This is a genomic window from Indibacter alkaliphilus LW1 (assembly GCF_000295935.2).
Taxonomy (GTDB): Bacteria; Bacteroidota; Bacteroidia; order Cytophagales; family Cyclobacteriaceae; genus Indibacter; species Indibacter alkaliphilus.
In genome coordinates, this window is record NZ_ALWO02000031.1 from 14,383 (window position 1) to 28,659 (window position 14,277).

Here is a 14,277-nt window from a genome sequence, read left to right on the forward strand (position 1 = left end):
GAAGTTTAAATTTATCATTGCTTTTGTGCATATTCAAAAAGAATTACGGTAGTTTAAGAAGGATTCCATCAAATGCAAGAAAAGACATACATAGTAATCATGGCCGGGGGAATTGGCTCCCGTTTTTGGCCTTATAGTAGAAATAGCAAACCCAAACAGTTTTTGGATGTGCTGGGAACTGGAAGAACACTCCTTCAAATGACTTATGACAGGTTTTCTAAAATAGCCCCTGACAGTTTTTTTTATGTAGTGACCAATAAAAATTATCTTGATCTGGTCAAAGATCAGCTTCCGGGAATTCCCGAAAACCAGATCTTGACAGAACCTCTAAGAAGAAATACAGCTACCTGTGTAGCGTATGCTACTTACAAAATCTCTAAAAATGACCCTGATGCAAAGGTCATTGTAACTCCGTCTGATCATTTGATTGTTCAGGAAGAAAAATTCCATGAAAAAATAAAGTTGGCTTTGATGGGTTGTGAAAAGAACGACAGGCTGATTACTATTGGTATTAGGCCAAATCGTCCGGAAACTGGTTACGGCTATATCCAATATTATTCCGAGCCGGGCAATCATGTCAAAAAGGTCAAGACATTTACCGAAAAACCAAGCCTGAAGTTGGCCAAGACCTTTCTTGAAAGCGGTGACTTCGTATGGAACTCAGGGATGTTTGTATGGAAAGCAAAAAGTGCCATCAATGCATTTGAAAAATACATGTCAGAAGTAGCAGAAGTCTTTGAAGAAGGCTTGGCTTACTACAATACGGATGAGGAAGAATCTTTTATCAAGAAAGCATATTCACTGGTGAAGAACAATTCAATAGACTACGGAATCATGGAGAAGTCAGATGAAGTTTATGTTGTATTGGGAGATTTTGGTTGGTCAGATCTGGGCTCTTGGTTGAGCCTTCATGAAAACAGCAAGAAAGATAAAGCCAATAATGTGGTGGAGGCAAACGCAATTCTTTACGACACTCAAAACAGTTTTGTTAAAGTGGATTCCAAAAAACTGGTGGTCATTCAGGGTTTGGATAATTATCTCGTAAATGAAAGTGATAATGTGCTGTTAATCTGCAAGCTGGATGCTGAAAAACAATTTAGGACTTTTGTCAATGATGCTAAAAATAAAGGAGAGGATTTTGTGTGATGGATAAAAAGGATATAACGATCTCAGAAGCTCAAAAAATGGTTGATGAATGGATACAGACTGTAGGGGTCCGATATTTTAATGAATTGACCAATACAGCCATTCTTATGGAAGAGGTAGGGGAGTTGGCGAGGATCATGGCAAGAAAATACGGTGAGCAATCTTACAAGGATTCAGACAAAGGGAGTGATCTTGGAGATGAGATGGCAGATGTACTTTGGGTCTTGATTTGCCTGGCAAACCAAACAGGGATAGACCTGACTGATGCTTTGAAAAAGAATTTTGACAAAAAAAATATCAGGGATAAGCATAGACATCAAGAAAACAATAAGCTGAAGTAGGCGTTTTTTATTGTATCAAAAGTTTACAATTTGAGAAATTATGGTTTGCAATTTAAGAAAACTGGTTTTTTTGTTCATGGTATTTTTAGTGGTAGTTGGATGTCAAGATGACAGAGAAGATCCGCCCAGATTTTTTTTACGGCAATTACAATCTTCAGGCTATTTCAATGAACCAAATGTTGGATATCAATGATGACGGTGACTCTAACCTGGATTTCCTGGGTCAATTAGAAAGCCTGGGCAGTGAACAAAACAATAGGATGACTTTTCTGGAAGGAGAAAATGATGAAATGTTTTTTAATTTTTATTATCCCAATGTTTTGACTGAGCAGAATGGAGTACCGATCATCAGGTTTGTTACTGAAAGTGTTTCTCTGTTCGTAGACTTCAATGAAAATACAAATCAATTTGACATTAGTGAACAAAATCCTCCTAATATAGAGGTAGGAGAAATAATTTCTTTGGACTTGATCGATCAATTGACATTAGAAGTCATTATCAATAAAAATCTTTATGACTTTCAGGAAAATGAGTGGAAGGCGGTAACAGTAAATTACCAATTTGTGAGAGGGCTAATCAGTACATGAAAAAATCAAATTTACCCACTAAGTTATGCCCGGTCTGCAACAGACCTTTTACATGGAGAAAGAAGTGGGAAAAGAATTGGGAAATGGTAAAATATTGTTCTAAGAAATGTGCAGGTAATAAGAATAACAAAAAAGGGTTGGCTTAAGCGCCAACCCTTTTTTTTGTCAAAACTCAAAATCACAGGACATTTCATCTGAACCTATCGGTGCTCCGTCCGGAACGGAAATAGTAGCAGGAGTTGATAATTCTTCAGGAAGACTTAAGAATGTCTCAATTTTTGAAGCTAAGTAAACTCCATGATTGGCAGCAGAAGTGTTTTTGTTTTTGGCATTTTCTGATTTCATGTTTTTGATACTTGCCAGTTTTGCCCGGGTATCTGCTTTTACAATTGAGTTTGCGGCGGGGTCTTTAGCTAGCTTGATCATGTGATCTATAAGTTTGTTTTCACGCATCAGTATGACCTGTCCCTCATAAGTGTTTGGAATATCATTAAGGATAAGTTTACTGGAAAGGTTATTCAGATAACTGTTGAAAGAAGGAAGGCTATTGTCAAAAGCCGCCTGCTGTGCCAGCCTGTTGGCTCTACCTGCCTCCAGCATGAATCCCAATGCCATATCTACCACATTTTCTGCTGGAGCTAAAGGGTCAAAATTCAAACCTACTCGGGACGGGAAGGTTTCCCTATTTCTGGAGTACCCCATAGGTCTTGGCGGAATGATATCTACAATTGAAGTGGGTAAGATAAGGTTCTCAGGAGCAATAGCTTTCAATAAAGCTTCAAGGGCTTCACTTTGCGTTTTGGCATCCAGTCTGGATTGAGTTCTCTGGTTGTCCCCTTTTACTTTGTAAGTGTAATCAAGCCCTCCGATAAGTTTGGAAGTAGCTTCAATCTGGTAGCGGTGCATGAGGTAAAGAGGTACCAAGACTTCCTCCATCAAGGCTTCTGGCTGTCCGTTTTCAATAGCATTTCTTCCAAAAGTTTCGAGGCGCTTTTTCCGGATTTCCATCATCCTGAGTAATTCTTCAGGTGCGGAATCTCCATTGGCCCAAAGGTGCGCTTTGGGATGGCTACCGCTTGGATGTCGTGCATCTACATCGGAAATAAAAGTGTGGCCTGCAGCATAGGTGTCTTCCAAGATTTGGCTCAAAAATTCTTTCTCATTTTTATTTTCAGGGACTGTTGCATAACCATACTTGATAGCCCATTTGTCCCATTCTCCGATCTTGTCATCATAAGCTTTGGAGAAGTCCAGGGTACCAGAATTGTCCATGGTGATAAATGGGTAGGGGTAATCCATGACAGAAGCTCTATTGGTAGGGGCAGAAGCGTAGGCATGTGCCAGTCCTATTGTGTGTCCGATTTCATGAGCTGATAGTTGTCTTAATCTAGCCAAAGCCATTTCCAACATTTTTGGATCAGCCGGTTTGCCATCTTCAAATGGCTGCAAAAGACCTTGAGCAATCAAATAATCCTGTCTTACTCTCAAAGAACCTAATGAAACATGTCCTTTAATGATTTCTCCGGTACGTGGATCTCTCACTGAAGAACCATAAGACCATCCTCTTGTTGACCTGTGAACCCACTGGATGACATTGTATCTGACATCCATCATATCTGCCCCCTCAGGCATCAATTCTACCCGGTAGGCATTTTTAAATCCAGCAGCTTCAAAAGCTTCAGCCCACCAGTTTCCCCCTTCGAGCAAAGCAGACCTTACAGGTTCTGGTGTTCCTCTGTCCAGGTAATACACAATGGGTTTGATAGGTTCTGATATTTCAGCATTTGGATCTTTTTTTTCCAATCTATGTCTGGAGATATATTTTTTGACAATAGGCTCACCAATGGATGTTGTGAAATCCATATAAGAAATATGGAAATATCCTGCTCTTGGGTCAAATTCCCTAGGTTGATATCCATCATCAGGCAATTCAATAAATGAATGCCTTTGTCTGACAGTCACAGCTTCTGGTGAAGGAGTTACAGACCTGATGTAATTTCCGGCTGGGGTTCCCGTTAATGTCACGATGGCCTCTACTTCAGAATTTTTAGGAAAATTTTTTGTCATGGGATAATGGATAGCACTTCTCGATGCATCAGGCTTGTAGCTGCCTTGCTTGGCATTGCCCAGTTTTTCCCCAACCATGTGGGCATCTTGAGTGTAAAAGGATGTAGCGTCTATAAGGTATTCACCATCTTTTGCATCTGTAATTTCAAAACCCCAGATAACAGATTCCGCAAATGCATCCTGCACTGACTTGGCTTCATCTGGATTGTCCGTGTAGGAAGCCCTGAAGTCATAGTTTTTATGGACCAATAAAATTTTGTTTCCTGCTTTTCTGAATTCAACTACTCGTGTTCTTCCCAATTGGCCTTTATCCAATCCAAGGTCATTGGACCCAACCCCTGCGGGAAGGGAATTGACATATAAGAATTCATAATCCAGTTTGTCTACTTCAAGGTAGATTTTCCCTTTATCCTCATCAGTATAGAATGTGAAAAATCCATCTTTTTTCTCCATTTTGCTCCGATCAGGACTTTGTGAGAACGATGAAATGGAAGTAAGTAAAAAGAGCGTGATAATAAGTGTAAATGTTTTTTTCATGGTATAGCGGTTTGATTCCCAATTTATCAAAAACATCCAACTGTGGTGTTACCGATTAAAGAAATTATCTATTGAATTTATACCTCATCTGTATCACTGCTTCTGTAATCCGGTTTCCCTGAATCAGTTGCAATCCAGATCCAATTTGATTCCTATCGGTATATTGAGTCCGTGAAAATCTTGCCCAGATCTCAAGCTTGGGATTTATCCTGTACTGGCCTAAAATATAATATCTCAACCCCTGTCCGTGAAGGGATGGAATGGAAAAAAGCCACAGTACATTTCTCTCATATAGAAATTGTCTGTTATCAAAATCATCTGTATCAAAAAATGCCAACCTGCTGGAAAGTCTCCATTTCTGATAATCCACATTGAGGTCTTGTGAGATGGCAAAACCTCTGGTCACCTTGCCTCCAAAATCAAACGAGGAACCCATGACTCTTGACTTGATACTCCAATTTTGACTGAGGCTGTAATCCAAATTGAAGACGTAATTCCATCTCTTTCCCTGATCCAGGATGTAGCTTGATTGGAACCTGGGATATTCGCTGATATTTCTTCCCTTGGATTCTTCTCTGATCTGTGCAAAAAGAAGGATTTTTCGTGAAGGGCTGTAAGTGAACCTGCTGAGCCATTCATAGCCTTGGGAAGGCGCATAAGTTCTAAACCTTAACCATGGGAAAGTAAATTGGTCATAGTAAAATGCCCAATTATATTTTCTGTTAGGTTTGAAGTTGAGACCTAAATATATCCCTCTTTCGTTGATAGGTCTGGTGCCTTCCGAAAATGCATTTCCATAAAATGTATGAAAATCTCTGTCAAAACTTCTCCAAAGTAATGAAAGGGAGAGTTTGGGGTGAAGGCTGCTCATCATCCCAAAAATATGACCTTGTCCCCTGCTTTGTGAGACAGCAGATTCTCCAAAAAAGAAATAATTTTGAAAATTATAAGCGAAGTATAGGCTATGAATTTGATTTTCCTGACCATGGAATTCAAACTGATTATAAGGTTGTGGCCTCCTGACAAATGGTTGACTGAACTGGGTTAAAAGTGAATTGAAACCTAGCTGCAGGTTTTTTGCATTATTTTGGAAATGGATATTGGCACCCAGATTCTTTTCCCGGATTTGATTTTTGTATCTGATTTCAGTGGCTGTCCTGTGCAAACCTGAGGTCTGCAAGGAAGTGATAATTGCTTCATCTCGTTCAAGGCTATCAGAAAGGACCTGCACATTACCATGTCGGGGTGCATTGGAGGCCAGAAGAGTAATGCTGATAGGCCCAGCTTGATAGCTTGCTGCTACTCCTCTGAAAAAACCAAATTCCAAAGCAGAGGTGTAAGGACGAATTCCAATGGTACTTCTCCTCACTGTAGTAATGGTTTCTCCGCCTTTCCCTGTCGCAAAACCAGCTCCGAATACCAAGCCCTGTCCAGTCTGCATTTGAAAATCACCCAAGCTGATAGCTTTCCACCTGCCCTGATTGTACACTGTAAAATGATAGGAGAAAAAATTAAATCCATACCTCTTGGTTTCTGGATCCCAAGTGAACTGTTCTCCCGGGTCTTTGTCCATAGTGAATCCTAAACTGAAATCTCTACTTTGTTGAATCCTGAACCTGACATAAAGATTATTTGGATCTCCCAGATATCTGCTACTCAGTCTTCCATTAGCCAAAGTGTCCGGAGGAGTATACCCTCTGCGGGTTTCCAAGACCCGGTTTGCTCTAAGGATTAAGTAGGCATCTTTGCTTTCTTTGATTCTATCCAAAAGTGGACCTTGCTTTCCCTCTGTTTCATCCAGTACTACAAAGGGCAATATTTTATAAATAGTCTCGAGGTCAAACTCAGGTATTGCCTGAAGCTCATATAAGGATAAGATTCTGCCAAAGTGACTTCTATGCTGGAAAAAGCTATTGATCTGGGCAGGACTAAGGATAAAAATCGATTGCAATTCCTCTGGATTGGTTTTGTTAAGGTTGATAGGATTCAAAAAAAGTTGGAGTAAGCTCTCGTACAAATCATCATAATCCTGATCCTCTCTCTGCATACCAAAAAGGTCTTCTACCAATATTTCCAAGTTGATTTCACCTTTCCTATAGGTCTGTGAAAATATAGACAGGGGTATGATCCATAGCAGCAGCACTATGACACAGAATCGCATTTTCATTTCCTGCTGAATAGATAGTTGAAAGAAAAATGCTGGGTATTGCCCAAGTAGGGGTTTTGATTGGAAGCAAAGTCTATGTGGAATCTTTTGGCTCTAAAGCCCAATCCGAAGCAAAGTCTCTGCGGTTGGTTGTTCATGCCTATTCTTCCCCATATTTTTTCATGAAGGCTGTATTCAACCCCAACTTTCAGAATAGGGGGGAGAATCAGGTCTTTTTCAACCTCAATGTTGACCATGATATTTTCTGCCGGCCTGTAGGAAATCCCAGATTTGAAGACAGAGGGCAGCTGATCAATGGAGTTTTTTCCAAAAGAAGCGCCGCTGATGTTGTAGATATGGGCCCCGAAAAACAGCTCTGGAGTTATTTCTGCAATTCCTCCCAGCTCGAAAACAGCAGACCGGCCTGTTCCAAATCCTTCAATGCTGGTTTGGAAATAACTTGCTTTGATACCTATGCTCGCTATTCCGAGCTTTTGTGCCACTCCTAAGCCGATTTGGCTTTGTGAAAAGATATCTTCTCCAAAAGTGGAAACTGATATTCCGTATGAAAATTGATCGGCGCTGATCACCATACCGGCAGCAAGAGTAGTCAACTCACTCAGATTACCCCTGTGGTCGTAAGCAAAGAATACCTGTGACTCTTCGACTTCAGTGAGAGCACCCACGTTATTGAAAATACTCCAGGCATCTCCAACGGTCACATTGGTATTGCCCATACCTATACTTCTAGCTCCATTTGGGTGGGCGGGTTGTCCAGATTGAGCCAAAACTACCCCCTTAAATAGAATAGTACTTAAAAGGAATATTGAAACATACTTGCTCATTTTCTAAAAAATTATTACAACAAATAGCCAATAGATCAAAAATAAAAAGGCTGATTTTTAGAAAAAAGGAGAAGGCCGAACTTATCCGTTTAATTTCAATATCAAAGTTTTAGCTATCTCTGAATTCAATGGACACTACCGGATGAGTCAGTAATTCTGTCTTTTGGATTGATGGTTGAATGAGTTGTATTATTTGATTTTTTAGATCAAAAAGGTTTGTATAGGCTTATTGTTTGATATAATAATCCCTATTTTAAAGATTCTCCATTTTCAAAAATCATAAACCAACTTATGGATAGGATTGAATTGATTCAGAATATTTTCCAAAAAACTGACTTTGAAAACTACCTTGAAATAGGCTGCAGAAAAGGTAAATCTTTTTTGCCAATTCGCGCAAAAAATAAAGTTGCTGTAGATCCTGTTTTTAAAATAGCCATAAGCAGAAGATTAAAATGGCTCATGAAATGGCCAGCTAACTTCCAGGCTGATTATTTTCAGCTTGAGAGCGATGTTTTTTTTGAAACGCAGAAAGATTACTTACAAAATTTGGGTCCTTTGGATGTGGTGCTTATTGATGGGCTTCACAATTTCAGGGCTTCTTTACATGATGTTCTTCATTCCTTGACTTACCTCAATGATGAAGGCCTCATTATCCTTCACGACTGCTATCCGCCCCATGAAGCAGCAGCGGTATATGCTGATGTATTTCCCACAGAAGAACAACAACAGCAATTGAAAGGGTGGACAGGTGAATGGTGTGGGGATGTTTGGAAGACTATTTCCTATCTTATGGGGAAATATCCTGACTTATTGGATGTTGGAGTGATCAATACTGATTATGGCCTTGGTTATGTAAGATTCAAAACCACACCACTTTCCCGGAAGTTTGAGGTAGATGAGGATTTATTTGTTAAGGTCGATCAATTGACTTACAAGGAATTGAAGTCAGATCCAGAAAAAATCATCAATCTAGAACCAGCCTCCTTTAGTGATACTGTTTTGAGTTGGTACTAAGAAGCGAGATGCTAATCAAGTTTTTATTTTAGTGTTCTTGTTGCAATTCAAAATTTCACTATTATTCTCAAAAAGGAGCCCTGATATTCAGGAAAAATGCCCCTTCATTTTGACTATTGATGGAATATTCCAGACGGAAAACCATGTCATAAAGTGTGACTAAATCCAGTCCTAAGCCATAGCCGAAAAGGTACTGGTTGGTCAGTCTAAGGTTTTCGGGAATTCTGTTTCGGTCATTGACATAACCATGATCAAAATTTGCACTCAAGTAAAGTTTGATGGGAAAGTATGCGAATTCCTCCAAAGGAACAAAATCTCCAATGTTATACCCAAGATCAAGGAACTTGAACCTCAAGCTGTTTTTATGGACAATGACCTGTTGCCCTTCAACCACATTCAATTCATAGCCCCGGATAAAGTACGGGTTATAGCCAATACCTCTTACTAATGTGAACGGTTGTCTCTGTCCCAAAAAAGCATTAAAAGATAAACCACTGACCAAGTGAAATTTGTCATTGAACTTGGTGTATTTGTTTGCATTCATGGTAAACTCCCAATCCTTTACATCATCCCCACCAAAAAGACCATACCTTGTCAAAGCAAGATTGAGTAGTTGGCCTTGGGTGGCGTAAAGGATATTGTCTCTTTTGTCATGCCTGTAATTATACCTTAGGGCAAAGTATTCCAGGGAATTGGTTCCATGAATAAAGAAATTCGGATTTTGGGTAAACACATCTTCGTCTATCCATGTATTGTTGTACCCAGCTGTCACATAGTGGAAATTATAGAAACTACCTCTGTAGGTGTATGTTAGAGAAGCTGATCTGTTTCTTCTGAGAATATCCTCTTCTTCGTTACTGTAAAAAACCTGCTTATTGCCAGAAGACCTGACTTGAAGATTTCTTTGGGTGAAATACATGCCTTGGATAGCAAGGCCGTGTTTTTGTTTTTTATCAATATAAGGCTTGTTATACAAAACCTCAAAAGTACGGATGAACCCCATTTGACCACCGACTCTAAGTCTTTCATTTCTTCCGCCCACGTTATTATGAACCAATCGACCCCCATAGTTAACCCTTGAAAGGTCTCTGTTTTGATTGGTCCACCATTCTGCAAGGTTTCTGTCGGCTAGATTGAGAATAATGTTGGGTATGATATACCACCGTTCTGTCACTGAAACCAACAGCTCAATCTGTTCAGAACCTGTGATAAGTGGAGTGATTTCTACTTTGTTGAATAATTGTAAATTGTAGATTTTTTTCTGGTCTTCCTGGATCAGAGAAATTAATTCTTCCCAATCGTAGCTTACCCCTGTCTGAAGGTCTATTTCTCTGAGAATGATATTTTTTTTGGTTTTTTTATTCCCAACGATAAAAATATTGTTGATCACGACCTTGTCAGGTGTGTTGAGGAGAATGTTTTCGGCTGCATCATCATCTTGGCCCAGGACCTCATTATTTCCACCAAGAGCTATCCATAAACTCAGGGTTAAAAAAGAATATGTGAGCATTGATTTTAACACAGCAACCGAATATTGTATTATTGGAACTTAAAGTTTTAGAATTGCTTTATTGTTTCAAACATGCCAAAATTGAAAACTATTCTACGCAAGATTGCAATTTTTCCTGTCTTGGTATATCAGTATATGATATCACCATTATTTCCTGCCTCCTGTAGGTACACACCCACCTGTAGCCAATATACGAAGGAAGCTATCCTCAAGCATGGGGTTGTCAAAGGAGGTTGGTTGGGGATTAAGAGAATTGCCAGTTGTCATCCTTGGGGAGGGCATGGTCATGACCCTGTACCCTGATTCTCCAAAGGCTTAAATCCTTTTTTTAATGCCAAGCCCACTAAGATTAATCCACCGATAACCAAAGGTATGCTTAATGTCTGGCCCATATTCAGAGTTAAACCTTCTTCAAATTCAACCTGGTTTTCCTTTAGGAATTCCCAAATAAATCTCATTCCAAATACAGTTATGAGGAAAAAGCCTAAGAATAAACCATCAGGGATTCTTGACTGATAACGGTACCAGGTTCCGAATAATATCAGAAATATGATGAAATAGGAAATTGATTCATAAATCTGGGTTGGATATCTGCTTACTCCAAAGGTGTAAATAGTAGCCAAGTAATGGTCCCCCTTATCCTGAAGTTCATAATTTAGAGGCGTATCAGGATTCTCAGCCAGGTATTTTTGAGAACTTCGGAACCTGGTGAGTACATATTTCACATCTGTTTCCAAAGTTCTTCTTAAATCAGCTTCTTCATAAGAACCTTTTTCTATTTCAAGCTCAAAATTGACAGGGACTATTCCATTTCCCTTTAGCTCTTGATCTCTATTGGAGGGTTTGTAAGCATTTACATCCACCACAGGTACACGGAGAGTTTCCAGTATTTCTTCCGCATCACGGGCAAAAACAAAACCGCTGTCATTATCAGTTGGTTTGCCACCAATCTCAGAGTTCATCAGGTTACCTATCCTGATCATAGCTCCTACCATTGCCGTTACGATAACAATTCTGTCTACTACCCATAGGTAACTCTGTCCAGGCACTTTTCTGGAATACATATACAGAGCGATCAATATTGCAATAGCAGCTCCATGGCTAGCCAGTCCCCCTTCCCATACTTTAAGAATGTCAATGGGGTTGCTCAGGTATTTTTCAGGTTCATAAAAAAGAACATGGCCTAACCGGGCACCGATGATTGTAGAAAGAACCATGTAAATGGTCAGTTTATCTACGAGTCTTGAGTCATGCCCTTCTTTATTGTAGATATAAATCATGATTTGCTGGGAGATGATAAATCCCAAAGCAAAAAGAAGACTATACCACCTCAATCTTTCAAATCCTGAAAAAACTGCAGGGTTTGGGCTCCATACGATATAGTTTAAAACACTTTCTAGGCTCAACATGCTATTTTTAGTTTGACTGCAAAGGGGTGAATTTACCTTTTTTTAGTAAGTATCCAATTCTTTAAGTTCTTCTTCATAACCTCCTGACAAAATCGGGAATCTATACCAGGTTTTTGGATCCACATTGAATTCATCCAAATGGAAAGAAGGTGCTAACCGTTCTCTTTTCCATTGATTTCGGGACCAAAGTCTGAAGAATTTTTTTATGTATTCTTTAAGTAAATCTGCTTCAATTTCCAATTCTTCTTTGAGATTTAAAAAGACGTCGATAGGAGATCGTCTATCTCTGATGGCTAATTTTTCAATGGCCAAAATAATGGAATAAGGCATTAAGTCAGTTTCATCAGTTTGCTGATTGTCGCTTGGCCTGAGTTCTGCTGTTGGCTGAAGGCCATTCACTTTTGCCAGTCCTTTATAACCAAGCGTAATTTCTGCCCACTTAAGCCATTGTATGATAAAGTATTTGTCCACCGCTGCAATTGGAGAAATACTTCCGCTTGTATCTCCATCCATGGTGGTATATCCAACATCCCCTTCGCTTCTATTGGAGGTGCTCAGCAAAAGCGCATGATTGATATTGGCAAGCATCCAAATGATTGGGGAACGAGCCCTTGCCTGGATATTTTGCAATGCGATGTCATCAGCTTTCCAAGTCAACCTTCTGCCAATAGCATTTTCAATTTTTTCAGTATATCCCTTTACTTCATCTCCGATTTCCCAATGTTTGAAAACCGCTCCAATGCTTTCTGCTAAAGTTTTAGCTGACTGGAATGTTGAGAAGGAAGAGTTTTCAGAGGCCTGATAGGCTGTGGTCAATAACAGTCCCACAATCTCTTTGACAGGATTATCTGTTTGGGGTATGTATGACATTCCAAGCTTCCCCAAAAAGACCGGCACACCCAGTTCCTCACTTCCCCTTCTGACCATTTCTGCAACCAAGACAGCAATAGTGGATGAGTCTGCACCTCCACTGAGAGAGAGGACAAAGCCTTTACTTTTGCTTTTTCTCAAGTAATCATAAAGCCCAAGACTAGCTGCCTGGACAAATTCTTCATTTTTGTCGATAGGGGAATTGATTGGCTGAAGGTCAGATTGGGCTTCGGAATGTTCAAAATATTGTACTTGGAAATCCTTGTAAGAAAGCAGTTTGTTTTTCAGAAGAAGTTCACCATAGCGGGCGACCATGATTTCCCCATCAAAGATCATTCTGCCTGATTCATTGCCCAACAGGTTGACATAGAAATAAACAGCATGTAAAATTATAGAACTTTTCTTGACCAGCTCTTCTCTTTCCTTGGTCTTTCCCATGGCAAAATGACTTGCCGAAGGATTGAAAATCAAATCCACATGACGGTCTTTTAGTCTATAGCCTGGTCTGGCATCGCCTCTCCAAGCATCTTCACAGATTTCAAAACCGTATTTGAATCCTTTTTTATCAAAAATCATATCCCCTAAAGGGATGTCTTTTCCGAAAAAGTCAAAAGTCAGGATTTTTCCTGCTTCCCAAGGTGTAAACCACCTGAATTCATAATGCACACCATCAATGGCCATAAACTGTTTGGCTACGATACCTTTGAGTTCATGGTTTTCAATGATAGCCATACAATTATAGACCTTCTCCTGTATTCTAACGGGAAGCCCAACAGCAACAGTAATGTCTCCACAAAATGGGAGTAGTTTTTCCAGTTGCTTGACGGCTTTTTGGGGAAACCAATAGCTCAGGAAGAGATCTTCACTTCCATAACCCGTAATGGCCAATTCAGGAAAGCAGATTAGGTCTGCTTTTTCTTTTTGAGCTTCCTGAATAGCAGACTTAATATGTTCCAGATTGCCCTTCCAATCTAATGGTGTCTGGTTGAGTGTGGCACAGGCGACTTTGATACTTGACATAAATATTCAGAAAACAAAAAAACACCAAAATCAAATATAGTGTTCTAAATGGCGATATTCAGTTTTTCGCAGGCATTTTTGGCAGCTTCCTGCTCTGCTTTTTTCTTGGTGCTTCCCTTACCTTCAGACAAAGGGTTTCCGTCCACACAAAGTTCCACAAGAAATTCCTTAAATCTTTGATTGCCACTTACGGCAACCATTTTGAAGTCTATTTCCTTATTTTCTTTTTGTGACCATTCAATGATTTTACTCTTAAAATTAGCCGTGGTGTTTATTATATCATCCACATCAAAATGAATGATGATCCTTTTCAGAATAAATTTTTTGCAAAATGCATAACCTCTATCTAAATACACAGCACCGACAAGCGCTTCTAAGGTGTCTCCAAAAATAGATTTATGGGCATTGAGGTTTTTCCCTTTGTATTCTTTTTCAATGACTTTTGACAGGCCTATTTTTATAGCAATCTGATTGAGAGCCTCTCTATTGACCATTCTCGACCTGGTTTCTGTAAGAAAGCCCTCGTCCCTGAAGGGAAATTTCAAGAACAAAAATTCGGCTACCACAGATCCCAGAATGGCGTCCCCCAGGTACTCCAGCCTTTCATTGGAAATCTTCAATCCATTGATACTTTCTTCAGAGATGGATGCGTGTTTGAGGGAAAGTTTGTATAAATTCAAATTAAAAGGCTTGCTGCCTACCATGTGTTTGATGGAGTCAGCAAGCCTTTTTTCGTATTTGTCATAAAAGATCGCTTGTAATCGGAGTAATCTGGATAGTTTCAA

The 14,277-nt window shown here is 39.6% G+C and carries 13 protein-coding genes; 6 read left to right on the forward strand and 7 right to left on the reverse strand.

The genetic code is table 11. The annotated features are described in order from the left end of the window. Positions 1-72 precede the first annotated feature (72 nt). From A33Q_RS08320 to A33Q_RS21840, 4 genes are all read left to right on the forward strand, one after another. Positions 73-1,146 carry a mannose-1-phosphate guanylyltransferase gene (locus tag A33Q_RS08320; RefSeq protein ID WP_040490266.1) on the forward strand — a complete coding sequence of 358 codons (1,074 nt, stop codon included), beginning with the start codon at positions 73-75 and terminating at the stop codon, positions 1,144-1,146. Beyond that, positions 1,146-1,487 (forward strand): nucleotide pyrophosphohydrolase, encoded by a 342-nt coding sequence (locus tag A33Q_RS08325; protein ID WP_009034464.1) that lies wholly within the window; start codon positions 1,146-1,148, stop codon positions 1,485-1,487. Before A33Q_RS08320 ends, A33Q_RS08325 begins: the two co-directional genes overlap by 1 nt. Positions 1,488-1,594: 107 nt before the next feature. Continuing rightward, complete coding sequence (locus tag A33Q_RS08330; protein WP_040490267.1) at positions 1,595-2,074, forward strand: hypothetical protein; 480 nt, start codon at positions 1,595-1,597, stop codon at positions 2,072-2,074. Further along, complete coding sequence (locus A33Q_RS21840; RefSeq protein ID WP_009034466.1) at positions 2,071-2,220, forward strand: DUF2256 domain-containing protein; 150 nt, start codon at positions 2,071-2,073, stop codon at positions 2,218-2,220. The genes A33Q_RS08330 and A33Q_RS21840 overlap by 4 nt, the downstream gene beginning before the upstream one ends. Before the next feature lie 19 nt (positions 2,221-2,239). On the opposite strand, the gene A33Q_RS08340 is transcribed toward A33Q_RS21840, so the two are convergent. From A33Q_RS08340 to A33Q_RS08350, 3 genes are all read right to left on the reverse strand, one after another. Next, a complete protein-coding gene (locus tag A33Q_RS08340) occupies positions 2,240-4,678 on the reverse strand; it encodes a zinc-dependent metalloprotease (RefSeq protein ID WP_016254952.1) in 2,439 nt (812 codons plus the stop codon). Between the two features lie 64 nt (positions 4,679-4,742). Continuing rightward, the gene (locus tag A33Q_RS08345; RefSeq protein WP_009034468.1) at positions 4,743-6,845 is read right to left on the reverse strand and encodes a ComEA family DNA-binding protein; all 2,103 of its coding nucleotides are present in this window, start codon (positions 6,843-6,845) and stop codon (positions 4,743-4,745) included. Next, positions 6,842-7,669: a PorV/PorQ family protein gene (locus A33Q_RS08350; protein ID WP_009034469.1), complete on the reverse strand. Its 828-nt coding sequence runs from the start codon at positions 7,667-7,669 to the stop codon at positions 6,842-6,844. The genes A33Q_RS08345 and A33Q_RS08350 overlap by 4 nt, the downstream gene beginning before the upstream one ends. Before the next feature lie 291 nt (positions 7,670-7,960). Here A33Q_RS08350 and A33Q_RS08355 point away from each other — a divergent pair, with 291 nt between their 5' ends. Then, a complete protein-coding gene (locus A33Q_RS08355; protein ID WP_009034470.1) occupies positions 7,961-8,683 on the forward strand; it encodes a class I SAM-dependent methyltransferase in 723 nt (240 codons plus the stop codon). A gap of 67 nt (positions 8,684-8,750) precedes the next feature. Here A33Q_RS08355 and A33Q_RS08360 read toward each other — a convergent pair whose 3' ends face one another. Further along, positions 8,751-10,193, reverse strand: a complete 1,443-nt coding sequence (locus A33Q_RS08360; protein WP_016254955.1) for a BamA/TamA family outer membrane protein — start codon at positions 10,191-10,193, stop codon at positions 8,751-8,753. Between the two features lie 72 nt (positions 10,194-10,265). Between A33Q_RS08360 and yidD the strand changes: the two genes are divergently transcribed. After that, entirely contained in the window at positions 10,266-10,496 is a 231-nt protein-coding gene (gene yidD / locus A33Q_RS08365) for a membrane protein insertion efficiency factor YidD (RefSeq protein ID WP_009034473.1), read from the forward strand. On the opposite strand, the gene A33Q_RS08370 is transcribed toward yidD, so the two are convergent. Genes A33Q_RS08370 through rnc form a run of 3 tightly spaced genes read right to left on the reverse strand, consistent with a single transcriptional unit; the run spans position 10,478 to position 14,277 of the window. After that, complete coding sequence (locus A33Q_RS08370) at positions 10,478-11,602, reverse strand: prolipoprotein diacylglyceryl transferase (protein WP_009034474.1); 1,125 nt, start codon at positions 11,600-11,602, stop codon at positions 10,478-10,480. The two genes, yidD and A33Q_RS08370, sit on opposite strands and share 19 nt — an antisense overlap. Positions 11,603-11,644: 42 nt before the next feature. After that, complete coding sequence (nadE, locus tag A33Q_RS08375; protein WP_009034475.1) at positions 11,645-13,492, reverse strand: NAD(+) synthase; 1,848 nt, start codon at positions 13,490-13,492, stop codon at positions 11,645-11,647. 44 nt (positions 13,493-13,536) lie between these two features. Continuing rightward, entirely contained in the window at positions 13,537-14,277 is a 741-nt protein-coding gene (gene rnc, locus A33Q_RS08380) for a ribonuclease III (protein ID WP_016254957.1), read from the reverse strand.

Bases quoted from the DNA above. Each gene is read 5' to 3' on its own strand.
- A33Q_RS08320 (WP_040490266.1), top strand. From the start codon at position 73: ATGCAAGAAAAGACATACATAGTAATCATGGCCGGGGGAATTGGCTCC.
- A33Q_RS08325 (WP_009034464.1), top strand. From the start codon at position 1,146: ATGGATAAAAAGGATATAACGATCTCAGAAGCTCAAAAAATGGTTGAT.
- A33Q_RS08330 (WP_040490267.1), top strand. From the start codon at position 1,595: ATGACAGAGAAGATCCGCCCAGATTTTTTTTACGGCAATTACAATCTT.
- A33Q_RS21840 (WP_009034466.1), top strand. From the start codon at position 2,071: ATGAAAAAATCAAATTTACCCACTAAGTTATGCCCGGTCTGCAACAGA.
- A33Q_RS08340 (WP_016254952.1), bottom strand. From the start codon at position 4,678: ATGAAAAAAACATTTACACTTATTATCACGCTCTTTTTACTTACTTCC.
- A33Q_RS08345 (WP_009034468.1), bottom strand. From the start codon at position 6,845: ATGAAAATGCGATTCTGTGTCATAGTGCTGCTGCTATGGATCATACCC.
- A33Q_RS08350 (WP_009034469.1), bottom strand. From the start codon at position 7,669: ATGAGCAAGTATGTTTCAATATTCCTTTTAAGTACTATTCTATTTAAG.
- A33Q_RS08355 (WP_009034470.1), top strand. From the start codon at position 7,961: ATGGATAGGATTGAATTGATTCAGAATATTTTCCAAAAAACTGACTTT.
- A33Q_RS08360 (WP_016254955.1), bottom strand. From the start codon at position 10,193: ATGCTCACATATTCTTTTTTAACCCTGAGTTTATGGATAGCTCTTGGT.
- yidD (WP_009034473.1), top strand. From the start codon at position 10,266: ATGCCAAAATTGAAAACTATTCTACGCAAGATTGCAATTTTTCCTGTC.
- A33Q_RS08370 (WP_009034474.1), bottom strand. From the start codon at position 11,602: ATGTTGAGCCTAGAAAGTGTTTTAAACTATATCGTATGGAGCCCAAAC.
- nadE (WP_009034475.1), bottom strand. From the start codon at position 13,492: ATGTCAAGTATCAAAGTCGCCTGTGCCACACTCAACCAGACACCATTA.